This is a genomic window from Pedobacter sp. W3I1 (assembly GCF_030816015.1).
In the GTDB taxonomy this organism is placed as follows: domain Bacteria; phylum Bacteroidota; class Bacteroidia; order Sphingobacteriales; family Sphingobacteriaceae; genus Pedobacter.
The window spans coordinates 53140-76798 of record NZ_JAUSXN010000001.1 but is presented as its reverse complement, the minus strand read 5'-3'; the positions used below and the strand labels follow the sequence as shown (position 1 = coordinate 76798).

The window sequence follows — 23659 nt, the reverse complement described above, 5'->3', positions numbered from 1 at the left end:
ACCTTAAAGCTAAATGAATCCGATACAGCTGGAACTGTTTAAAATAGATAAACAATGGCAACAAGTAGTAAGGCAACATCCATCAGAAACTCTGTTTTTATGCCTTGGAGAGCGGCATGAGGTAAATTTATTCGAATCATATTTTAAATACCAGTTAACGGAAGAAAGCAGGACCAACGATATGTTCCTGCTCCATTATCAGGAATTTCAGAACAAAAATGATTACGGTAAAAGTTTAGTTAAAGAATGGAAAGAAATTTTTGACTTATGGCAGAAAGATACAAAGGCGGGTGTTGTTTGGGATGTTGAAACAGGTGAAGGTGCTCAAAATTATAAAACCGATGCTTATTTCCCCGTTAGGGCTTTGGTACGGTTGTGCAATCTTTACCCCGATTTAAAATTAAAGAAGATATATGTTCAGCTGGCACCAACTACCATCCATGATGTAACTGGGCTATCTGAATGGATTAACGAATGGTGCAGTTGTGTTAAAGCATTCGATAACCACAATATAAAACTGGTTTATACCGAGCATCATATACACCGTACTTTAAAAAAATTAAAACAGGGAACAGAATTTAAACTCCACATCGATGTTAGCCAGTTGATGCAAAATGCTGCGGCGCATACCAATCGTGAGAAGAACGATCCCGAAGCCGATTACCAGCAACAGATATTGATTGCCAGTAATTATTTAAGCAAGGGCAAGCACGAGCAGGCCAATGCGGTTCTGGAACGGGCAATTGTGATCGCCCAAAAACAAGGACTGCAGGAGGCGGTAGTGGCCGCAAGGATTATGCTGGCACAGAGTTTAGCCGTGAAAAACAAAAAAAACGAAGCACGCCAGCAATACGAACTAGCTTTGGCACGTGCCGGAGAAAACACACTATTGAGTGCACATATCCACATGAGCTATGGCAGTTTCTTACTGGCACATTCAGGTAAAGATGAAGCTAAAAAGTACTTCGAAAAGGCAATTAAAATCGCAGAAATTATAGAGAACGATTTTATAGCAATGGAATGCACGCGCTTGCTGGGGCAGCTTTCTGAAAGCAAAATAACAGGTTCGGCAAAAGCAATGGCTTATTATTTGAAGTGTTTAGAAATTGCCCGAAAAATGCCGATTGAAAAACGGCGACAAAGTTCGATGGCTTATACCGCATCGATCATGTTAAAAAAATATGGAGAAGAAAGTCCAGAAGGTAAAAAATTAGATATGGATATGCAGCAGGACTACGGAGAAGACTGGAAATCGATGGCCGAAGTTCCAAAAAATCACGCTAATCCATTATCATAAAAAATATACGGATGAAAAAAGTAAAAGCAAGTAAACCGAATATGTCGACCGATAGGTCGATCCGCCTATCTGCAAGCTTAACCAAAGCCGAGCCAAAGGCAGTTGGCGGAGGCGGAGGTGTTGCTGTTGGAAGTAATCCCCCTGCAGCAAAAAGTACCTTAAAGCTTGTAAAAGCTAAAAAGCCTGCAATGGCCAATACCGCGGTACAGCATGTTAGCAAGCATTTTGATGTGGTACTGGCTATTGATTTTCACTGGACAACCATTCCCCTCCCGCCATCTTTTGGCTTTATTCCATTGCCTTTGCCACATCCTTTTATTGGCATGGTGTTCGATCCGATGGATTACCTGCATTTTAGTATCCCTATTCCAAAATTTGCGCAAGGTTTAATTGGTACGGCCAGTATCCCAATGGGAGGCTCCATTTATGTTCATGGCAGGCATAAAGCCACCACTACCACTACGGTGATGGGCGTCTTGCTTCCATTTAGGCATATCAGCTCTCTCCCGGTATATTTTATCGTAAACATACCTGGCTCACCACATGAAGGGGAAGTATATTGGGGTTCTACTACAGTAAAAGGGCAGGGTTCGGAAATGAGTGGTTCTAATCCTGGGCAAGTGCTTACCTGCTGGTGCCCGCCAATGGGTTTAAAACCACTGCCAACTGTGCCAGGGAAATTAAAGAAAAATCCGTTGGCTTATTTCGCTTTTTACAGCGATTTATTAAGCATGTATGTGCAGATTAATACTGGTAAACCGGTGTTGGTTGGTGGTACCTTTGCACCCCATAATTATACCCTGAAAGAATATTTAATGCGTTTTGCAGCCATTGGCATTATGAGGGGGCTGACTAAATTAGGAGGAGCTTTAGCAAAAGGAGCCTTAAAAGGCGTGAATAAACTTCTCCAGCGGATGTTGGGTAAAACAAACCCGCTATCAAAAAAACTTTGCCATTGGGGTTTAGAGCCTGTAAATTTTGTTACCGGGGCTATGTTTTTCGAATGGACTGATTTCGAATTGCCAGCGGGCCAGGCACTGACCTGGAATAATGTATGGCGCAGCGATAAACCCTACGCAGGTATGTTGGGTAATCAGGTTTACAATAATTATGATTTATATATTTATCCCGATCCGGAAGCTGGAATTGTAGGTTTTAGTCACCCCACCGAAAATATGGTAATGCCTTTGCCTTATATTGAGCCGTATTCAGGCAAACAGTACGACCGTGCACAAAAGGTCTGGATGGAAAGGCCAGACGAGAATACCTGGCTCCTTACCATCGATCAGGATATTTATACTTATACACTTTTTAGCGGCGGGCCAGATGGCGATATCTACCGTATAAATCATATCGAATATACCAATGGCAGTCAGCTTACATTTTATTATCAAAAACAGCTTTTAACCCGGATTGTAGAAAATTCTGGTCGAGTGCTCGAAATGCAGCATAACGAAGCAGGTACGGCGATTAAAGCAGTTTATTATCACTATAAAAATACCAGCGATCTGTTGGTAAGTTATGAGTACGACCAGCGTGGCAACATGATTAAAGTATACGATCAGGCAGGTAAGGCTATTATATTTGAGTACGATGAGTTTAACCGCGTAGTGAAAAGAACCAATCGAAACAGTATGGCTTATTTCTGGCGATATGATACGGAAGGCCGCGTAATCCACACGGAAGGTAGAGACGGTTTTATGAGTGGATCGATAAGCTACTTCCCGCAGGAAGGGTATAACGAAGTACATTACCGTGATGGCAAAATAGAGCGCTATTACTATGATGAAAACGACCTGGTTTACAAGAAAGTAGATGCCATGGGTGGTGAAACCTGGTATGAGCACGATCGCTACAACGAAGAAAAAATGGTTTCCAGTCCTGAGGGTAGGGTAATCGGCTATGAATACGACGATCGGGGCAATATCACCACTTACCATACCGCAGATGGCGAGCAATATCAGTATGCGTATGATGAAAACAATAACCTGATTCTGCGCAGTGATCCGGCCGGTTCAAATGAAACCTGGTTATATAATGAGCAGAACCAATTGCTTAAACATGTGCAAAAAGATAATCGGGTAGTTGATTTCTATTATGCAGCTGGACAAAAGTTACCTGTGTTTTGTCGTGATAATGATGGCTATGAAGTTCATTGGACATATAACAGTTTAAATCAACTGATCGAATCGGTTTCGAGCGAAGGCAATAGCCGTCGTTGGACTTACGATGATTACGGGCGGTTGATTCGTTTTAGTCCTGATAGTGATCAAACTACGATCTGGGAACGTGATGAAATGGGGCGTGTAGTCTTGGTGAAAGATTTTGGAGAAGAAGCCCTGCGTTTCGAATACGATGCTTATGATCTTCCGGTTTACGCTACCGATGGCCGTGAAGAATGGCATATGACCTATACCCCAATGGGTAGCTTAAAAACACAAAAAAGAAACACTCAATTATCCAGTCAAAATGCCCAAACCCTTCATTTTACCTATGATAAATGGGAAAATTTAAAAGCCATTACCAACGAAAAAGGTGAAAAATATCTCTTTTTAAGGGATGGGAATGATGATGTGGTGAAAGAAATTGGCTTTGATGGACAAGAGCAACAATATATCCGCAACCAGGACGGACAGATCATTAAAACGATACAGGCTGATGGTAAGGCCGTTTACCACAATTACGATCTAGGTGGCCGTTTGGTATACAGTAGGTATGAAGATGGTACTTACGAAGCCTTTCAATACAATAAACTCGGTTTGCTCATTGCCGCAGAGAACGAACTTTCTTCAGTTAATTTTAAGCGGAATCCATTGGGTATGATCACCCAGGAAATACAGGATGGCTACCAGGTTAATTATCAATACGATGTTTTTGGCAATCTGAAAAGTTTAAAAAGCTCATTAGGGGCTGATATTAAATACGATTACGATGAAATTGGTTATCTGAATGGTATCGCTGCAAAAAGTGGTGGTTCAGCAGAGTGGACTGCAGCCATTGGTCGTAATAAAAACGGGCAGGAAACCAGCCGCAGTTTAAGCGGTGGGGTTAGGGCAACGTTCGATTACGATCACGAAGGTCACCCGATTAGCCAAAAAGTCGAAGCCAGCCGTTCCATCACAGCATTTAAACAATATGCCTGGGGACCAAACGATAAACTGAATAGCTGCTTAAACAGCATCACTGGTGGCAGCATCAATTACCGGTACGATACTTTTGGTAGTTTGGCTTCGGCAAGTTATAGCGATGGTAAAGTGATCTATAAAAATCCTGATGAAACAGGGAACTTATATAAAACAACCGACCGAAGCGATAGACGTTACGATAAAGGCGGTAAACTGCTTAAAGATGACCAATGGTATTACCGTTACGATGCCAAAGGCAACCTCGTACAAAAAAGTAAACGCAATATTATAGGCCTGGCAAAAGAGGAAGTTGCCGAACCGGAAGAAAATGGCTTATTTGGAAAAAAATTAAACTGGGGCATGGCTGATCCTGATATTCCCAAAGCGGAAACCCTTGATGTCTTAGCCGATGCCGAGCCCGATTTGCCCGAGTGGAAAGAAGGCGATTGGGCTTACGCCTGGGCCGCCAATGGCATGATGAAAGCGGTTAAAAATCCACATGGCGAGATCATCAGTTTCGAATACGATGCCTTAGGCAGGAGGAAAGCCAAAATTGTTAAAAATACGGTGTATCGTTATGTGTGGGATGGTAATTTACTGCTCCATGAATGGAATTACCCTTTAAACGAACGGCCTAATTTGGTGGTTAATGAAGACGGTCTTCTCAGTTATGATAAAACAGAACCACTGGGCAGTGATTTAATTACCTGGGTTTACGATCAGCATAAATTTACACCAAGCGCCAAAATTATTAATGGCGAATATTATTCTATTATTAGCGATTATTTAGGCACTCCTGTACAAGCTTTCGATAATACAGGAAAAAAAGTGTGGGATTGCGAACTTGATATTTATGGAAAAATACGTAAACTTAGCGGCGATCGGGAATTTGTGCCATTTAGGTACCAAGGACAATATGAAGATGTAGAAACCGGGCTTTATTATAATCGGTTTAGGTATTATGATCCGGAGCAAGGCAATTATATTTCTCAAGATCCAATTGGTTTATGGGGCGGTAATCCTTCAATTTACGGCTATGTATTTGATAGTAATTATGAATTGGATGTATTTGGCTTAAAAACCTTTCAGCAGGCCTTGGGTGATTACGGTGAAAAATGGACGAAAGAGGCGCTACAGAATTCTAATAAATATTCTCGGGTATTTCAAGTTCAAAATGCTTCTGGCCATGGTATTGATGTAGTGGGTATGCGCCATGATGGAAAATTTGATATTTTTGAAGTAAAAACTAATATTTCAGGAAATGTGGGCAATTTGTCAAGCAGGCAGTTAGATTCTGACTACTTTATCAAAGATATACTTCTGAAAGATAATATTGTCGATTTTGGATTGTCTCGCCAACAGGCTAACGGAATAATGAACAATATTGGTGATAAAAGAGTTGTCGATGTATTTGTAGGCCGCGGAGCGAAAGGAAGATTCAAAGTGAAAAGTGCGTTGGTATCAGATTGGGATGAAGTTTCGCGCACTCAAAAAGCTCGTGGCACTTGCCATTAATAAAAAAAGTTTATGCATAACACAAAAGGGTTTAAAAAATTTTTTCAAAAAGTACTCCAATCATCTCAGGATGAAGAGCCGTTCATCGTAGAGTTTATCGAAGACTTCATCCATAAAAACACCAGAACTTTTCAAAAGAAAATGGTTGTTTGGGATGCAGAAGAGACGGTAGATTATAATTTAGTATATGTACTCTCTTCTTATTCATATCGATTTAAAATTCCAGAGGCGGTTATAGATTTTATCGAAAGAAATAATGAAGATGCATTTGTAAAAGTGCTAAAATCGTATTTTACTGATCTATTGCTTCAAACCTATGCCCACAAAACAAATCAATTTGTTGATGGTGTTTTGCATACTGATTTGGCGTTAAGTACTCTACTGTCAATAAGTTATTTCCCTGACAAAACGGAGCTTTTAGCTGAGCATTTATTAAATTTTATTGAAGCTAATAAGACTAAATTGGATATTTATCCTGAAAGTTTAGATTTTGGCTTTAAAAGCACTTTGTATTTAGTTTCTGCTTTACTTAATAAGGCAGGTCATTTGACTAGTTCTGAAAAGATCAGCCATTATCTAAAACCAACTAATGAAGTATATGTATTTGCAGACAAAAATCTTTATTCAACAGATTCGCAAGTAGTGAACAAATGGGTTGATGGATTAGCTGACTTTCATATAGTGAACAGTAAAGATGATTTAACTCTGCCTTTCAATCGCGAGCGCTGGCAATACTTCCCTATAGAAATTATAGCACTACTACAATTGCGTTCACAAAAAGGCCTGTCTATTGATTTTATTACACATCCCTTATTAAAAGATTTTCTTCCTTTTATAGCCCAAAAACTCCCCATTCCATTGGATGAAGTAACCCAACAATTGGAAAAACGCATTTTAGAAAAATAGAAACGATGGCAAACTGGAGCAACGTTTTAATAAACAAAGCAATAAAACGTTATAATTACAGTGAAAGGATTGAAATCGATAGAGATAAGGATGGCTTTCTAAGAAGTTATAGAAATTTTACGGATAAAGATACCTTAAAAAAACATACACATATTATTTATGGTGTTTTAGAGGGAATGCCATATTCAACCCACATAATCGCTAAAAACTTATTATTTCAGGAAGATAAAAGCTGTTGGAAATATTTTGAAAGAACGGCGCTCTTTTGGACAATGTCGCACATTAACGATCCTTTTATCGATCATATTAAATCGGCCCTCGAATATAGCTTATATGTGGAGCGGGAAGATCTGATTGAAATTTTATTGCAAAAGGCGGAGGAATATTTAAACCGTGATGAATACAAAACGAATAAAGATTATAAAAACCAAAAAGTATATCCAAGTACCCAGCTAATCCATTTCTTAATTGAAAAATGGCTGGGAAAGAACCCGATAAAGGATCGGGTTTTGCAATATGGTTTAGGTTATGGAATATATCAACAGTTGATTGACAACTGGGATGATTTATCGAAAATCGAATCCACTTATTGGGATGAACTGTGTGAATATCATTTAAAAGGCCTGAGTTTAGGAAAAGAAGACGTTTATAAAACTGAGGAGTTTTTAGCCAGTGGACTGGTTCCGATGGAATTGATAAACATTATAAAAGTGAGAAAAAAGTTAGGTCTTGATTTCCCTGTTATTACGCACGAATTATTTCAAACCACAATGGCAAAGGAACCTCAAATTCCAACGGGCTATAAAGATAACTTAGACGTAAAATACCAATTGGTTAAAAGGACTGTAGAAACAAAAAAGAAATGGACAATCGACGAAGTTGTTTCTGAACTTAAAATCCAGTTTGGAGAGGATGTTGATCTGTTTTTATAGGATCAATAAGTAATGCAACCTAAACCTTATCCTGCAACAATAACTTGATCACATTTTTTAAGGCAGGGTTCCGGTTAGATTCTTTCCAGATCATATAAAGCTCCGTTCTTTGTGGAATATGGGTAAGCTCTACAAACTTTACGTTTTCCTGATAGCCATATTGCAGGGCGGTTGGTACAATGGCAATGCCCAAACCTTCTTCTACTAATTTGTAAATGGTGAGCGCATTGACTGATTTGTGATAGGTTTTGGGTTTAAAGCCATGATCCTCGCAAATGCTCATCATCAGGTCGTAATAGAAAGGGCTGTCATCACTCGAGAAAAAAATGAATGGCTCATCACCCAGCTTTTTTACCGCTTCAAAACTTGCCTTTTTCATGGGATGACTTTTAGGCAATACCAGTGAAAAAGTATCCTGATGGATCATGTGTTTAGAAATACCCGGTTTAAACTGCTGCATCCTCACAAAACCCATATCGAGCATATCTTTTTCCAATAATTCGATCTGAAGTTTATTGGGCATTTCATCCAGGTTGGTTCTGATTTCTGGAAAATCTTTGTTCAGTTTAAAGATAACTTCGGGTACGATTTTTTGTGCAGCCGAGCCTAAAAACCCAATGCGGAGCTCGCCCTGTTTGCCATCATTAATATTGCTGATCTGTTTTTTAATGTTTTCGATATGGCTGAACAGAAAATCTACCTCATCTTTAAGGTATAGGCCTGCTTCGGTAAGTTCTACCTTTTTCTTGTTACGATCGAACAAGGGGGCATTAAAAATTTCCTCCATCTGTTTAATCTGCCTGCTTAGGCCGGGTTGCGAAATAAAAAGGCGGTCTGCGGCCTTTCTAAACTTCAGCTCCTCGGCCAAAACCTGAAAATATTTTAAATGCCTAAGTTCTATCTGATAACCCATGGTTATTACATGATGATGTAATTGGTATTTATAGGTATCAAATATAGGGCTTATTTTTGTTTAAAACCTTCTAACATGAGCGAGCAACAGATTTTTAATTATGGAACAGATCATTTAACCGCTAAGTTGGCTTTAGCCATCAGTAATGGCGAGATAAAAGGTATATTGAGTCAGAGCACCCGCGATAAAGTGGTGAAAAGCAGCAAGGTGGTTGAACGGATAGCGGTTTCAGGTAAAGCGGTTTACGGCATCAATACCGGTTTCGGACCACTGTGTACCTCCATGATTTCGGCGGTTGATACCCGTAAATTACAAGAGAATATTTTAAAAAGTCACGCCGTTGGTGTAGGCGAACCGATAGATAGTGAAATATCAAAACTGATGCTGGTGTTGAAACTACAGGCTTTAGCTCAGGGATATTCAGGTATTAAAATCGAAACACTCGATCGAATGATCTGGTTTTTAGAAATTGGTGCTACACCATTGGTGCCCAAACAAGGCTCTGTTGGTGCCTCTGGCGATCTAGCCCCTTTATCTCATCTCTTTTTGCCTTTAATTGGCTTGGGTAAGGTTCATTACAAAGGTGAAATTATTGCGACAGCTCAGCTTTTACAGGAATATCAGATGAGTCCGCTACAATTGGGTCCTAAAGAAGGCTTGGCCCTGATTAACGGTACCCAGTTTATTGCTGCACATGCCGTTAAAGTGGTACAGCGATTAGAAAATGTGCTGGCTTCGGCTGATATTATTTCGGCAATGATGATTGAAGGACTACAAGGCTCTGAAAAACCTTTTCATGCACAGCTTCACCAGCTTAGGCCTTATCCGGCAAATATTGCGGTGGCCGGGCAAATACGTAAACTGTTGCAGGGTTCTGAAATTATGAAATCGCATGCCGATTGCGCCAAAGTACAGGATCCATATTCATTAAGGTGCATTCCACAAGTACATGGCGCTTCCAGAACAGCATGGTTGCACTTAAAAGAGGCTTTAGAAATCGAACTCAATTCGGTAACCGATAACCCTGTTATATTTAATGACGATTTAACGATCAGTGGGGGTAATTTTCACGGTCAGCCATTGGCTTTGCCGCTCGATTATGCCTGTTTAGCTGCTTCAGAAATTGGAAACATTAGTGACCGACGGATTTACCTTTCGTTAGAAGGAAATACACCTGGCGTACCTAAACTCCTGATGAAGGAAACGGGATTAAACTCCGGTTTTATGATTGTTCAATATACCTCGGCAGCTTTGGCCAGCGAAAATAAAGGACTTTGTTTCCCGGCAAGTGCCGATAGTATTCCGACTTCCTTAGGTCAGGAAGATCATGTAAGTATGGGCTCAATAAGTGGTCGTAAAGCCTTGCAGGTGATCGAAAACGTAGAGAAAATCCTGGGGATTGAATTGTTCTGTGCTGCACAAGCCATTGATTATCATCATCCATTAAAACCTGGCAAAATACTGGCTGCGGTACACGATTTTGTGCGTACTGAAATTGATCATTTCGAAGAAGATCAGATTATGTACGATAGGATGGAAAATGCCATTCAAATGGTACAGCAAGGTAAAATTGTAGCAGTTGCAAGTGAGGCTGAATCAACATTGACTTAAAGAGTTTAAAATTGCAAAACATGGATTTTAAAGCACAGCTATTGGCAGGTATTCCTTCAACATTACCTGCAAAAAAAAATAGGAATACGGCATTAAGTCACGCACCGGTAAGGAAGGATATTTTAACCGCAGATGAAAAAAAACTGAGCATTAAAAATGCTTTGCGTTATTTTCCAAAAGCATGGCACCAGGAGCTTGCACAAGAATTTTTAGCTGAACTGAAAAACTTCGGGCACATTTATATGTACCGTTTTATGCCCGATTATGCCATTTATGCGAGAGATATAACTGCATATCCGAGTCGTACTGTTCATGCTGCGGCAATTATGCTCATGATTCAGAATAATTTGGATCCGGCAATCGCACAGCACCCTGAAGAGCTGATTACCTACGGTGGAAACGGAAGCGTATTCCAAAATTGGGCGCAGTACCTTTTAACAATGCAATACCTCGCCACAATGACCGATCAGCAAACGCTGAATATTTATAGCGGGCATCCACAAGGCCTATTTCCATCAAGTGCCGCCGCGCCTCGGGTAGTGGTAACCAATGGGATGATGGTGCCGAATTATTCTTCACCAGAAGATCTTGAAAAATTTAACGCTTTAGGAGTAACTCAATACGGGCAGATGACGGCAGGTTCGTATATGTATATTGGGCCTCAGGGCATTGTTCATGGCACAGCTATTACCTTAATGAATGCTTTCCGCAAAAAGGGTTTTTACGGGCAATATACCGAAGGGAAAATATTCCTTACCGCAGGATTAGGCGGGATGAGCGGAGCGCAAACCAAGGCCGGTAATATTGTGGGTTGTATTACGGTTTGTGCAGAGGTAAATCCCACGGCTGCAACTAAAAGGCATGAACAAGGTTGGGTAGATGAGCTGATTGATAATTTAGATGAACTGGTTAACCGCGTAATACTTGCCCAAAAAAGAAAAGAAACGGTATCTCTGGCGTACATTGGCAATATTGTTGATGTTTGGGAGCGATTTGATCAGGAAAATATTAAAGTTACCATTGGTTCTGATCAAACTTCATTACATAATCCATATTCAGGCGGTTATTATCCTGTTGGTTTAAGTTTTGTTGCAGCAAATGAAATGATGGCCAATGCGCCTGGCCAGTTTAAAGTTTATGTTCAGGATTCGTTAAAACGGCAAGCTACAAGCATTAACAAACATACTCGCAAGGGAACTTACTTTTTCGATTATGGAAATGCTTTTTTATTGGAGTGCAGTAGGGCAGGTGCCGATGTAATGTCGCCAAATGGGATAGATTTTAAATACCCATCCTACGTAGAGGATATTTTAGGGCCATTGTGTTTCGATTATGGTTTTGGCCCATTCAGGTGGGTTTGTGCCTCGGGTAACGAAAACGATCTTGATTTAACCGATCAAATGGCTAAAGAGGTGATGGAGGAGATTAAACTTAGTGCACCGGCAGAAATACAACAACAATTGCAGGATAATATCAATTGGATCAGCGCAGCAAAAGAGAATAAACTTGTTGTAGGCTCAAAAGCCCGGATTTTGTATGCCGATGCTGAAGGCCGTGCAAAAATTGCTTTGCGCTTTAACGAGGCTATTAAAACCGGCGAATTATCAGCTCCTGTGATTTTAGGTAGGGATCATCACGATGTAAGCGGAACGGATTCTCCATTTAGAGAAACGAGCAATATTTATGATGGAAGCAGATTTACTGCCGATATGGCTATCCATAATGTAATTGGTGATAGTTTTAGAGGTGCAACTTGGGTTTCGATCCATAATGGTGGTGGAGTTGGCTGGGGAGAAGTAATAAACGGCGGCTTCGGAATGGTGTTGGATGGAAGCGAACAAGCTGCCGAAAAACTGCAGAGTATGCTTTTTTATGATGTAAACAATGGAATTGCCAGAAGAAGCTGGGCACGTAATAAAGAAGCCCGCTTTGCAATCGAACGCGAAATGGAACGGACAGGTACTTTAAAAATTACGCTACCAAATTTGGTTGATGATGAGGTGTTGGATGGATTGGAGATAAATTAGATATAGTTGGCGAGAATACATCATTCTCATTCTGAACGCAGTGAAGAATCTTTTTGAACTTAAGTTTATACCTAAGGGAGAAAGATTCTTCGTTTCACTCAGAATGACAAAACTTAATGGATCGTACAAATTCTGTAACGACAATTTTTCCAGGAAAAAAACGCTGCGTTCTCTGCGGAAACCTTTGCGTACTTTGCGGTTAAAATGCAAACGATTAATCCAATGGCAAAGTAAAATGAAAAACGGAACCTATTCCTTCTTCGCTCTCCACCCATATTCTGCCATTATGCCTTTCAATAATTTCGGCACTTAAGTAAAGCCCAATTCCAAAGCCAGAAATGGTGTGGTTGCCCTGCACGCGGTAATAACGTTCGAAAAGTTTATCAATATCGCCAGGTTTTATGCCTATTCCTTCATCTTTAATCTGGACTTCAACTTCAGTATTGTGCAATTTGCAGGTGATTTCGATCCGTGTACCATTATCTGAATATTTTAAACCATTGCTGATCAGGTTAGATATTACATTACCGATTTTATTTCGGTCGGCATTAATGTTAACCTCGCATGTTGGGTTTAATATAATTTGATGCGACGATTGCGAAACATAAGTTTCTTCGATGGTTTCTTTCAGCAGCTCATCTAAGTTAAAGTTTGTTTTTTCGATTAGCAGCTTGCCCGATTCCAGACGGGATACATTTAAGAAACCATTAATCATATTGGTCATTTTTCTGATCTGGCTATGCGCTTTATCTAAAGCGATAATCGCATAATTGTCTTCATCTTTTTTCGCCTTACGTTGCAAAACCTGCACAAAACCATTAATAGCCGTTAGTGGCGTTTTTAATTCGTGGCTTACCATTCCGATGAAATCGTTTTTTCGAAGCTCATCCAGTTTTTGTTCAGTAATATCGATAAAAAGGCCAGAATATTCAGTTGCATTTCCATGGTGATCTAAAAATACACGTCCGGTTGCTCTGACCCATTTTTCCTGACCGTTGATTAAATTCTTAATTGGATATTCCGTATCGCTGGGTAAATGGTTTTTCATGGCATTTTCGAGCGTCGAAAAAAGCATATTGTGGTAATCCGGATTTACCGCTTTCATCATCATATCCATTTCTACAGGTCCATCCAAAGGTAAGCCCAGCAGCTCTTTAACAAAGCCAGACATGGTAACCTCAAGCGTTTTCGGATTAATGCTCCATGTGCCCATTCTACCAGTTTCTATCGCTTGTCTGAGCTTTTCTTCACTGTCTGACAGTTTATTGGTGTATTGGATAAGATCATCATGTGTTTTGGCAAGCTCTTCATTTATAGTAGCCAACTCTTCGTTTGCTGCTGCCATTTCCATATTTATACCTTGTAGTTCTTCCTGATAAAGTTTTCGCTCAGTTATATCAGGGCTTACCGTAGCAATGGCAATTGTTTTATTGGTTTCTTCATTTCGAATAGCAAAGCCATTCCATTCAATCCAAAAGGGAATTCCTGTTTTTTCATTCCAGAATCGAATCTCCTGTCTGAAAGTATTATTGTTTAAAATATCCGGTAGAATTTTCTCAGCCATTAACCGGTCTTCCGGGAAAACACAATCTAAGATTGTTCTGTTCGAAATGCTAAGCCAGCCTAGTTTTTTTAATGCTGCAGGATTTAGGTATTGGATTGACATATCCAATTCGGCAATGCCGATAAATTCTGAACTGGCCTCTATAAGTTTATTTTGGTTCTGGCGCTCTATTTCAATTAATTTCCGCTCTGTAATATCAATGCAAGAGCTAATATAACCGGCAAATGAGCCATCGGCATGAAAACGTGGAGGGCCACTTGCAAGCAGCCACCTGTAGTCGCCTTTTTGGGTGAGTATTCTAAATTCGCCCGTAAAAGGTTTTTTTTCGGCAAGGGCCGAAAGGTAAATATTTACATACCTATCCCGGTCTTCAGGATGAATTAAATCTGCCCAGCCAAAGTCGAGCAGGTCTTTCATCGATCGGCCTGTTAATTCCGTCCAAGGTTTATTGAAATAAATAGCATTTCCACTCTCATTACCAACAGCAATAAATATATCGGTTCCCTCGGCCATGGTTCTAAAGCGCTTTTCGCTTTCTGAAAGCTGGTTAAAACGCTCAACAACCCTTAGTTCCAGTTCGTTATTTAAAGTGTGCAGGGTTTCCTGGGTTTCCTGAAGTTCTTCATTTGTGGCAACAAGCTCTTCATTTGTAGTGGCCAATTCTTCAATGGTTGCCGCTAGTTCTTCGTTCAAAGTCTGCTCACGTTGTAATGCTTCTTCCTTTTCGCGTTCCCGCTCCAAAGCTTTATGTCTCAATACCCGCTCGCTTACATCAATCGCTGTATGTAAGATGCAGATTGTTTTTCCTTGATCATCTTTTATGGCCCTGTACTCAAAATCAAAATAGAAAGTTTGTAATTCGCCATCGATTTTTATATCGGCAGCAGTATCCTTGCCCGAAATCACTAGCCCTTCTAACCAAACTTTCCTGAACATATCAATAAAAGGTTGCCCTTTAAGTTCAGGTAGAGCCTCTTCCAGCGATTTTCCAATCACACTCCTGTCTTTTCCCCAAATTCTGAGCATCGCATCGTTTGCCGTCTGAATTATAGCTGTTTCACCAACATGTACGGCGGTTGCGGTATGCGTTAAATTAAAAACTTCCAATAATTGCTCGTGACTTAAAAAAGGGCTTGATTGACTCATATGGAGGTTTAAAGAATAATTTTAAAATAAATATTAAGTTTCAAGGTAAATTAAATCAGGGATCTAACCATGATCACTTTTGATATAAACTATATACTAACCATGACTTCCTTAAAAAGTTTTTTAATGATGTGAATTTCTGATGCATATTGTGTGTTTTTCCTACAACCAAAATATAAAGTGTTGGTCAGTTTTGAAGTACCTTCCCAAATTACCTTTACTTTTTCTTCTTCAACTTCTTTTTTACAAAGAAAATCGGGGATAATAGCCAGGCCTTTTCCACCAGATAAGCAGCGTACAATCGAATTGAGGTTAGGTACAATGTAGTTTGGGCGGAAATCGGCATGTTTGCCAAAATTAAGTTGCCAGAAACGTAAAAGATGTTCCATATCCCCAGCTGTTCCATACCACTTTTGCTGTTTTAACCAGGCTTCCATTCCGGCTAAATCTTTCTTTTTAACCAACGAATTAAAAGTTTGTCCATCAGTTTCTATTCCGCCTACTAAAACGATGGTTTCTGAAGAAAAAGCCTCGTGCTCTACATTAGGTGAATTGCCTTTTTGTGGGGTAATAATCAGGTCTAAAATACCCTTATCCAATTGATCTAACATTTCCGGATATTCGCCAAAACGGATAATGACATTAAAAGGAAGTGTAGAAATATATTGTTCGAGCGTAATCTGAAAAGTCTCAAAACACATGCCTACGCTAATGGTTGGCGTATGTTTCTCCGTACTTTTTTGAAAATGTTTTTCGGCATCTTCAAGTTTGGTAAGCGGCTCCACAATAAAATTATATAATACTTTCCCTTTTTCGGTAGGGATCATCTTTCTGCCTGTACGTTCAAACAGTTTGTAGCCAACGTAACTTTCTAAGGAGCTTAAATGTAAACTTACCCCAGGCTGCGAAATAAACAGATTTTCTGCCGCACCAGTTAGGGTTCCTGTTTTATAAATTGCCTTAAAACTTCTATACCATTCTAAATTAACCATAAACTAAGTATTATAATTCTGATACAAAGCTATGAATTAACTTGTTTTAATAATAGATATAAGCGCTGTAATTTTGTGTTATCAAAATAGAAAACGAAATGACAAAAATATTCATTATTAACGGCGGACAAAAATTTGGTCATTCTGGTGGCAGGTTTAACGAGACAATAGCTAATGCTACAGCGGATTTTTTTTCATCGCTGGAAGGGTTTGAAGTAAAAACAACAAACATTAATCACCATTACGATCCGAAAGAGGAAGTAGAAAAATATGTTTGGGCAGATGTTGTAATTTACCATACCCCAATCTGGTGGTTCCAATTGCCCCATAGATTTAAAGAATATATCGATGTGGTATTTACCGAAGGTCACAAAAGTGGAATTTATAGCAGTGATGGCCGTAAAGCCAATAATCCGACAAGGAACTACGGTACTGGCGGGATGTTACATGGCCGTAAATACATGGTAACCTCATCGTGGAATGCACCAAAGGAAGCTTTTACTTTGCCTGAAGAATTTTTTATGGAAACCAGTGTAGATGATGGTGTATTGTTCGGTTTTCATAGAATGAATGCTTTTACCGGGATGGAACGGATAGATGGCATCCATTTTCATGATGTAGAAAAGAATGCCGATATTATCGGTGCGCTTAAATTACATCAAGACCATTTAACCCAAAATTTTTTAAATACAGCCGTATATGAGCATTTATCTAACAGCAATAGTTAAGAGTAAAAAAGAAACCAAAACAGCATTAAGAGTTGTGCTATTAGATATGGTTGTAAATTCGCGTAAGGAAGAAGCCTGCATTCAGTACGATTTACATGAGTCTACAGGTGAGGATACTTTTGTTTTTTGGGAGGAGTGGAAAGACCAGGCAAGTTTGGATCTGCACAATAAGCAGCCTTATATTTTAGCCTTTGTGGCACAGGTTGATAAGTTGACGGATGATATTGTAATGTATAAAACAGAAAAACTGGCCTAACTACAGTTTGGTACGCCTGGCTGTTAACGACGAACCGGCGGAAGCAATTACAACAAAAGCCACAGCAAAACACTCTTTTAAAGTGAGGTATTCTTGTAAAAATACGAGTGCGGCTAATGAGGCCATTGCAGGTTCGAGACTCATTAAAATACTGAAAGTCCTGGCAGGAAGCTGCTTAAGGGCTCTCATTTCGAGGGTAAATGGGATGGCGCTTGAGAGTAGAGCAAGCGCTGCTCCTAAACCCAATAATTTAGGACTCAAGCCGCTTAAACCACCACCAAAAATACCAAATGGCAAGATAACCAGGGTAGCGAATAACATTCCAATGGCAACTGCATCACCGCCTTTCATTATTTTTGAAATCCTGCCACCCAATATAATATAGGCTGCCCAAAAAATGCCAGCTAAAAGTGCCAGTAACACACCCGCAACATTTAACCCCGTACTGGTCCATGGGGCAATGAGTGCGATGCCTGTTGCGGCCAGTATTACCCAAAGAAAATCTACCGGTTTTTTAGAACCAAAAATGGCGAGACCCAAAGGCCCAACAAATTCTAAAGTTACCCCTAAACCGATCGGGATTCTTGCTATAGCCATATAGAATACCATATTCATTACCCCTAAACAAACACCATATAGGATAACATATTTCCATTGTTTGGCGTTTAACTTAAACAGGTTTGGCCTAAAGGCAATTAATAAAATCACCGCTGATAAACCGATCCTTAAGGACGCGGTAGCGGCAGCGCCAATTTGTGGAAAAAGCCCTTTTGCAATTGCAGCCCCCACACTGTACACTGATAATAGACAGTAAAACAGCTGGTATGGGTGGGATATTGATTTTGCTTTTCATCTGGGGCTCGTAAATGAGGCGCAAAATTACGGAATTATAGCCTGTTCATCTTTTAAAATAAAAAAAGGGAGAATCAGATTACGCTAATTCTCCCTTTTCAATCAAGTTAGGTTATTAAGAAAACAGTTCCTGTTCGTCTCTATTTTCGGTAGGAATCTTCTTTAAGAAGTCATCAAATGCCGGCCCTTCATTATCAGAATATATGCCGTAAGCGTCTAATATGTAACCAATGTTTTTATCCTGATCTTCGATTAGATAGAGTACTGAGTTGTCTGCCGGATCCGAATCTCCTTCAAAACGATAGGTTTTGACGATAGTTAAATCTTCAGGTTTATAAATTTTGCCCAGCGTTTTGCTCTGCATCTTACCATGATCGGATATTTTTAATTCATTATCTTTTCCTTTAAGCCTCAATTTCTCTAAAATTTGACTCAAAGTGTTCATTGCAATTGGCCGTTCCATAATTATACGATTTTATAATACTTAAACAAGTAGCATAGGAAATGGTTTTACTCCTACTTGTTTTAAGTCAAACCAAATGATTATCAGTGTGTTTGTTGTATGGAATTAAACCCTAAAGCAATGAGAAAATATCTTTTAAAACTAGCCATCGTAGGCGTAGCACTGGTAAGTGCTTGTACAAAAACCGACAAAGAAATTGCCCAGGCAACATTGACAGAAACAGCTGATCATACTAAAACCATAGGAACAGCGAAGTTTTATGAATTGAGTGATGGAAAAATTAAGATGGATATCGAGATGAATTTTGCGGCACGTGCCGACAGCAATGTTGCCGTCCACTTTCACGAACATGGCGATTGCGGCAATATGGGCGAAAACACCCATGGACATTGGAACCCCACAAAAGAAGCGCACGGAAAATGGGGGTCTGCCGCTTATCATAGCGGAGATATTGGCAATATTATGCTAGACAGTAAAGGCCACGCAACCCTTTCGGTTACCACCGATAGATGGAGCATTAAAGATGGCGATATCAAAAATATTATCGGCCGTGGAATTATTGTACATGGCGGTACCGACGATTATACTACACAACCAACCGGTAACTCAGGACCACGGGTGGGTTGCGGTGTAATTGAAGCGGTGAAGTAAGATTTGTATATTAGTTTGATCGTCATTTCGAGCGGAGTGCAACGCAGTCGAGAAATCTATTAAAGATCTTTCCATTCCACTGCGTTTCAGTCGAGATGACGATTTTCTGTTGGAGTCTTTAAGCGGTTAATTTTTTAACTGCTTTTTTTATGCAATTTGATCGGGCTTGTCATCATCATTAAAAACCTAAATTATTATGGCAACACTAAACGAATCTCAAAGCGGCAAGGCTGTAAAGGGAAGAACCAAAAAAACTGCACCAAGGGTAGACCTTACCGCAATGGTCGACCTGATGTTTTTATTAACGACTTTTTTTATGCTCACCACTTCTTTAGGTACTTTAAATGCGGCAGATATCGCCAAACCTGATAAAACGGATGTTAATGTCGTGGAAAATTATCCTGAATCTCGTACCATGACCATCCTGCTCGGCAAAAACAATAAGGCTGTTTGCTACATGGGAACCATAGAAAAAGCAAATATGAAGGTTATCCCGGTAGCAAATATTCAGAAAGAGATTATGGCAAACGAGAAACTGGTTGCTGAAACCCATCAACATAATCCAACTAAATACATGATTGTCATTATCAAGCCAGCTAAAACCGCTAAGTTCCAGGATCTTATAGATGTAATTGATGAAATGAGAATTGCCAATATTAAATCGTATGCCATTGACGATGATCATATTACAGAAAAAGAGGTCGCATTTATGAAAATGAACGGCATATAGGTCATTGATTTTTTAAAATCCAAGCCATGAATACAACGAATAAAAAGAATATAAAAGCGTATAAGACTAATGAATAAATTGAATATGAAAACTAATACCCTAGTTTTTTAATAGAGATTGCGTTTTGGTGTTCTAGAGGGTGTTTATTCGGATTATTAACGAATCGTTAGGTTTGTGTTAGATGTTTAATACTACGTCATTATAGCGAATATGGTTACATTCGTTGAAGTGTTTGGCCAAGCATCAGGCGCATCCCGAAAAGCCTTCAAAAGAGTAGGGATCTCAAAACTCAAAAAAAATCTAGTATGAAAAGTTTAGAATTAAAAAATCTTAGTGTTAAAGAAATGAACACAACTGAAATGTCACAAGTTGAAGGTGGTGGTATTGTTAACAATACATTAAGCGAACTTTTAGCTTCTCTTTCAGGAACTTTAAATGCAGTTGGCGCAGACACTTCAGCATTTTTAAGCAAAACAGTAACCAATGTTTTGAAACTTGTTTGGAGTCTATAAGCAATTTATTGTATCCGCTGTTCTGTTTTCAGAATAGCGGATGCTTTATGATTTCGACACTATGGCGCTAACCAGCTACTCTACAGAAAGAATTTCAAATACCGCTCTCGTTTACCGTTCCCAAATTAGTAAATCAAGCCAGTTAATTTATATCGTTGCCGTGGCAGCCATTTTAATTGTTTTGATTGCCCTTCCCTTTATTAAAATACCCATTAGTATAAAAGGTACAGGTATTTTACAATCTACCATCGAAAAAACAGAACTTATTGTACCGGTTAATGGCCGCTTAATAGCGTACAGACTTTCGGATAATAAAAGACTTAAACAAGGTGATACGTTACTGGCCATTGATGCAGGTTTACCTAAACAGCAAGATGCTTTGGTAGAAACGCGTAAAAATCAAATCACCCAATTCCTGGAGGATATCCGCACGCTACTCTCGTTTAATGGCGGTTCATCAAGTCTGCAAACCGGGCAATATGTAGCATCCTGGCAACAATATATACAAGAATTAAAAAATGCTGGTATTGCAAAAAGACAGGCCACCAGTACCTTTGCGCGCTACAGTAAACTTTATCAAAACAAAGTACTTACGCAATCAGAATACGAAAAATATAAATACGAACTCGAGCAGGCCGAATCGGTTTACTTAATGGTGCGTACCAAATATAAAACCCAATGGCAAACCGAAGCCAATGGTTACCGCAACGAACTGCGCCAGCTTTCCGGGCAGCAGGCAGAACTTAACGAACAGAAAAAACAATATGTATTGCGCGCGCCGATTGATGGTTCCGTACAAAATTTAGTCGGCTTACAACAAGGTGCTTACGTATTTGCCAATCAAAAAGTTGGGGAAGTTTCGCCCGATGCCGGTTTGGCCGCTTATTGTTACATCAACCCTTCAGATATTGGCCTGATTAGAAAAGGACAGGAAGTGCATTTTCAGATCAATGCTTATAATTATAATCAGTGGGGTTTGGCAATAGGTAAAGTGATCGATATTTCGGATGATATTGTGATTTTAAATGGTAATCAACCTGCTTTTAAAGTAAAGTGTTTGATGGATAAAAATTTTCTGATGCTGAAGAATGGTTACAAAGGATACCTCAAAAAAGGAATGAATTTTACCGCCCGCTTTAAAGTAACAGATCGTAGTTTATATCAATTACTTTACGACAAGGTAGATGATTGGGTTAATCCAAACTTAATCCAGAAAACATAAAGGCAATGGGTACAAAGGTTAAGCAACGAGATATAACAGATTGTGGTGCGGCTTGTCTCGCTTCAATTGCTGCTCATTATAAATTGGATTTGGCCGTTGCCCGCATCAGGCAGCTTGCCGGAACCGATAAAAAAGGTACAACCGTTTTAGGACTTGTAGAAGCTGCCCAAAAACTAGGATTTGAGGCGAAAGGCGTAAAAGCACCTTTTGATAGTTTATTTAAAATACCTACGCCCGCTATAGCGCATATCATTGTGAATGATATCCTTCAGCATTATGTAGTGATTTATAAAGTAAATAGTAAGTTTATAGAGGTGATGGACCCTATAGATGGGAAAGTGCACCGTAAAACGCATGATGAATTCAAAAAGGAGTGGACTGGTGCGTTAGTCTTATTGTTGCCATCAGAAGATTTTCAGATCGGCAATGAAAAAAAATCAATCCAGGGTAGATTTTGGAGTTTGATTAAACCGCACAAAGGCATTCTGACGCAGGTTTTATTTGGTGCTATTGTTTATACTGTACTGGGTTTATCCACCTCTATTTTTGTTCAGAAATTAGTCGATTTTGTACTGGTAGATGGTAACCATAATTTGCTAAACCTTATGAGTATAGCCATGATGGTTATTCTTATGGTGCAGCTGTTTATTGGCTCGGCGAAAACAATTTTTACCTTAAAAACGGGCCAGTTAATCGATTCGCAACTTATTTTAGGTTATTACAAACACTTGCTCCGTTTGCCACAGCAGTTTTTTGATACCATGCGGGTGGGCGAAATTATTTCGAGGATTAACGATGCCGTAAAAATCAGAACTTTTTTAAATGATGTATGCGTAAATTTTGTAGTGAACATTTTTATTGTTTTCTTCTCATTCATCATGATGTTTACCTACTACTGGAAACTCGCACTCATTACACTTACCGTTATTCCATTGTATTTTGTAATTTATGTGATTACCGATCGGTTTAACAAACGTACCCAGCGTAGGTTGATGGAAGATGCTGCCGAGCTCGAATCGCAATTGGTAGAAAGCTTAAATGCAGTAGGTACGATTAAACGTTTTGGCCTGGAAGATCATGCTAACGACAAAACCGAAACCCGTTTTATCAAGTTGCTCCAGGCAGGCTTTAAATCGAATATTAATGCTGTTGTATCGGGTACTTCTACCGAATTTATTTCACGCATGATTACCATTGTATTGCTTTGGGTGGGCGCAGGTTACGTGTTAAGCAATTCGATTACACCTGGAGAATTACTGTCGTTTTATACCTTGATCGGTTATTTTACAGGACCAGTTTCCTCTTTAATCGGAATGAATAAAACTGTACAGGATGCTGTTATTGCAGCCGATAGGTTGTTCGAAATTATGGATCTGGAGCGCGAAAGTGATGAGAACCAGATTGAACTGAGTACCGATAAAATTGGCGATATCCACTTCGAAAATGTTTCCTTTCGCTATGGGGCAAGGTTGCCTGTTTTCGAAAACCTGAATTTAACCATTCCACAAGGGAAATTTACGGCCATTGTGGGCGAGAGTGGCTCGGGAAAATCTACTTTAATGTCTATCCTGCAGAATATTTATCCTATACAGGCGGGCAATGTGCGCATTGGCAAATATGATCTGAAATACATAACCAATTCTTCGCTTCGCAGAATGATATCAGTAGTGCCCCAGCAGATCGATTTATTTGCTGGTAACGTAATCGATAATATTGCCATTGGCGAAGAAGAACCCGACATGCAAAAAATTATTGATATTGCCACTAAATTGGGTTTAATTGGTTTTATAGAGGCTTTACCCAAAGGCTTTCAAACTTATTTGGGTGAAAACGGAACAGCTTTATCAGGCGGGCAAAGGCAGCGGATTGCCATTGCAAGGGCTTTATATCGCGATCCTGAAATTCTAATTTTAGATGAGGCCACCTCATCGCTCGATTCGGTTTCTGAGCAACATGTACAACGAATGATCGAACTTTTAAAAGCTGAACAGAAAACTGTAATTGTAATTACGCACCGATCGAGCACATTGAATAATGCCGATAAAATTATTGTATTGGATAAGGGTGTAGTGGTTGAGCAGGGCAGCCATCAGGAACTGAAATACCACTTGGCCTAGCTTACGAAGTTTAGGCGGGTACGGGTGTAGGGAAAATTTCGTAAGTCTAGGGAGGGGAAAAGCATGTTTTATATTATTTTTTGTAAAGCAGTTGTTGTAG

18 protein-coding genes are annotated in these 23659 nt (G+C 39.5%); 13 read left to right on the top strand and 5 right to left on the bottom strand.

The genetic code is table 11. The annotated features are described in order from the left end of the window. The first annotated feature begins 13 nt into the window (after positions 1-13). From QF042_RS00355 to QF042_RS00340, 4 genes are read left to right on the top strand one after another with little or no spacing between them, the layout of a single operon-like run. Positions 14-1297: a hypothetical protein gene (locus QF042_RS00355; RefSeq protein ID WP_307524204.1), complete on the top strand. Its 1284-nt coding sequence runs from the start codon at positions 14-16 to the stop codon at positions 1295-1297. A gap of 11 nt (positions 1298-1308) precedes the next feature. Next, entirely contained in the window at positions 1309-5937 is a 4629-nt protein-coding gene (locus tag QF042_RS00350; RefSeq protein WP_307524202.1) for an RHS repeat-associated core domain-containing protein, read from the top strand. A gap of 12 nt (positions 5938-5949) precedes the next feature. Next, complete coding sequence (locus QF042_RS00345) at positions 5950-6843, top strand: hypothetical protein (protein WP_307524200.1); 894 nt, start codon at positions 5950-5952, stop codon at positions 6841-6843. A gap of 5 nt (positions 6844-6848) precedes the next feature. Further along, positions 6849-7775, top strand: a complete 927-nt coding sequence (locus QF042_RS00340) for a hypothetical protein (protein WP_307524198.1) — start codon at positions 6849-6851, stop codon at positions 7773-7775. 19 nt (positions 7776-7794) lie between these two features. Here QF042_RS00340 and QF042_RS00335 read toward each other — a convergent pair whose 3' ends face one another. Then, a complete protein-coding gene (locus tag QF042_RS00335) occupies positions 7795-8688 on the bottom strand; it encodes a LysR family transcriptional regulator (protein WP_307524197.1) in 894 nt (297 codons plus the stop codon). A gap of 75 nt (positions 8689-8763) precedes the next feature. Between QF042_RS00335 and hutH the strand changes: the two genes are divergently transcribed. Together hutH and QF042_RS00325 are read left to right on the top strand one after the other, a co-directional pair. Next, the gene (gene hutH, locus QF042_RS00330; protein WP_307524196.1) at positions 8764-10299 is read left to right on the top strand and encodes a histidine ammonia-lyase; all 1536 of its coding nucleotides are present in this window, start codon (positions 8764-8766) and stop codon (positions 10297-10299) included. Positions 10300-10319: 20 nt separating this feature from the next. Then, entirely contained in the window at positions 10320-12326 is a 2007-nt protein-coding gene (locus tag QF042_RS00325) for a urocanate hydratase (protein WP_307524194.1), read from the top strand. Positions 12327-12540: 214 nt separating this feature from the next. Here QF042_RS00325 and QF042_RS00320 read toward each other — a convergent pair whose 3' ends face one another. Continuing rightward, positions 12541-15036: a PAS domain S-box protein gene (locus QF042_RS00320; RefSeq protein WP_307524192.1), complete on the bottom strand. Its 2496-nt coding sequence runs from the start codon at positions 15034-15036 to the stop codon at positions 12541-12543. A gap of 89 nt (positions 15037-15125) precedes the next feature. Beyond that, positions 15126-16028 (bottom strand): LysR family transcriptional regulator, encoded by a 903-nt coding sequence (locus tag QF042_RS00315; RefSeq protein ID WP_307524190.1) that lies wholly within the window; start codon positions 16026-16028, stop codon positions 15126-15128. Positions 16029-16126: 98 nt separating this feature from the next. On the opposite strand from QF042_RS00315, the gene QF042_RS00310 reads away from it, so the two are divergent. Together QF042_RS00310 and QF042_RS00305 are read left to right on the top strand one after the other, a co-directional pair. Continuing rightward, entirely contained in the window at positions 16127-16756 is a 630-nt protein-coding gene (locus QF042_RS00310) for an NAD(P)H-dependent oxidoreductase (protein WP_307524188.1), read from the top strand. Then, positions 16728-17012, top strand: a complete 285-nt coding sequence (locus QF042_RS00305; protein ID WP_307524185.1) for a putative quinol monooxygenase — start codon at positions 16728-16730, stop codon at positions 17010-17012. Before QF042_RS00310 ends, QF042_RS00305 begins: the two co-directional genes overlap by 29 nt. Here QF042_RS00305 and QF042_RS00300 read toward each other — a convergent pair whose 3' ends face one another. After that, positions 17013-17801: a DMT family transporter gene (locus QF042_RS00300; RefSeq protein ID WP_307524183.1), complete on the bottom strand. Its 789-nt coding sequence runs from the start codon at positions 17799-17801 to the stop codon at positions 17013-17015. Positions 17802-17979: 178 nt separating this feature from the next. Beyond that, positions 17980-18327, bottom strand: a complete 348-nt coding sequence (locus tag QF042_RS00295) for a hypothetical protein (RefSeq protein ID WP_307524181.1) — start codon at positions 18325-18327, stop codon at positions 17980-17982. 120 nt (positions 18328-18447) lie between these two features. Between QF042_RS00295 and QF042_RS00290 the strand changes: the two genes are divergently transcribed. The 5 genes from QF042_RS00290 (at position 18448) to QF042_RS00270 (ending at position 23559) form a co-directional block, all read left to right on the top strand. Beyond that, positions 18448-18978 carry a superoxide dismutase family protein gene (locus QF042_RS00290; protein WP_307524179.1) on the top strand — a complete coding sequence of 177 codons (531 nt, stop codon included), beginning with the start codon at positions 18448-18450 and terminating at the stop codon, positions 18976-18978. A gap of 196 nt (positions 18979-19174) precedes the next feature. Continuing rightward, complete coding sequence (locus QF042_RS00285) at positions 19175-19708, top strand: biopolymer transporter ExbD (protein ID WP_307524177.1); 534 nt, start codon at positions 19175-19177, stop codon at positions 19706-19708. Positions 19709-20013: 305 nt separating this feature from the next. Beyond that, a complete protein-coding gene (locus QF042_RS00280) occupies positions 20014-20220 on the top strand; it encodes a bacteriocin (RefSeq protein WP_307524175.1) in 207 nt (68 codons plus the stop codon). Between the two features lie 61 nt (positions 20221-20281). Then, entirely contained in the window at positions 20282-21442 is a 1161-nt protein-coding gene (locus tag QF042_RS00275; protein WP_307524173.1) for an HlyD family secretion protein, read from the top strand. A 5-nt stretch (positions 21443-21447) separates the two neighbouring features. Then, a complete protein-coding gene (locus QF042_RS00270; protein WP_307524171.1) occupies positions 21448-23559 on the top strand; it encodes a peptidase domain-containing ABC transporter in 2112 nt (703 codons plus the stop codon). Positions 23560-23659 lie beyond the last annotated feature (100 nt).

Coding starts and splice junctions, on each gene's coding strand:
- QF042_RS00275 (WP_307524173.1), top strand. CDS start 20,282: ATGGCGCTAACCAGCTACTCTACAGAAAGAATTTCAAATACCGCTCTC.
- QF042_RS00350 (WP_307524202.1), top strand. CDS start 1,309: ATGAAAAAAGTAAAAGCAAGTAAACCGAATATGTCGACCGATAGGTCG.
- QF042_RS00335 (WP_307524197.1), bottom strand. CDS start 8,688: ATGGGTTATCAGATAGAACTTAGGCATTTAAAATATTTTCAGGTTTTG.
- QF042_RS00290 (WP_307524179.1), top strand. CDS start 18,448: ATGAGAAAATATCTTTTAAAACTAGCCATCGTAGGCGTAGCACTGGTA.
- QF042_RS00310 (WP_307524188.1), top strand. CDS start 16,127: ATGACAAAAATATTCATTATTAACGGCGGACAAAAATTTGGTCATTCT.
- QF042_RS00295 (WP_307524181.1), bottom strand. CDS start 18,327: ATGGAACGGCCAATTGCAATGAACACTTTGAGTCAAATTTTAGAGAAA.
- QF042_RS00305 (WP_307524185.1), top strand. CDS start 16,728: ATGAGCATTTATCTAACAGCAATAGTTAAGAGTAAAAAAGAAACCAAA.
- QF042_RS00280 (WP_307524175.1), top strand. CDS start 20,014: ATGAAAAGTTTAGAATTAAAAAATCTTAGTGTTAAAGAAATGAACACA.
- QF042_RS00355 (WP_307524204.1), top strand. CDS start 14: ATGAATCCGATACAGCTGGAACTGTTTAAAATAGATAAACAATGGCAA.
- QF042_RS00315 (WP_307524190.1), bottom strand. CDS start 16,028: ATGGTTAATTTAGAATGGTATAGAAGTTTTAAGGCAATTTATAAAACA.
- QF042_RS00340 (WP_307524198.1), top strand. CDS start 6,849: ATGGCAAACTGGAGCAACGTTTTAATAAACAAAGCAATAAAACGTTAT.
- QF042_RS00270 (WP_307524171.1), top strand. CDS start 21,448: ATGGGTACAAAGGTTAAGCAACGAGATATAACAGATTGTGGTGCGGCT.
- QF042_RS00325 (WP_307524194.1), top strand. CDS start 10,320: ATGGATTTTAAAGCACAGCTATTGGCAGGTATTCCTTCAACATTACCT.
- QF042_RS00285 (WP_307524177.1), top strand. CDS start 19,175: ATGGCAACACTAAACGAATCTCAAAGCGGCAAGGCTGTAAAGGGAAGA.
- QF042_RS00345 (WP_307524200.1), top strand. CDS start 5,950: ATGCATAACACAAAAGGGTTTAAAAAATTTTTTCAAAAAGTACTCCAA.
- hutH (WP_307524196.1), top strand. CDS start 8,764: ATGAGCGAGCAACAGATTTTTAATTATGGAACAGATCATTTAACCGCT.
- QF042_RS00320 (WP_307524192.1), bottom strand. CDS start 15,036: ATGAGTCAATCAAGCCCTTTTTTAAGTCACGAGCAATTATTGGAAGTT.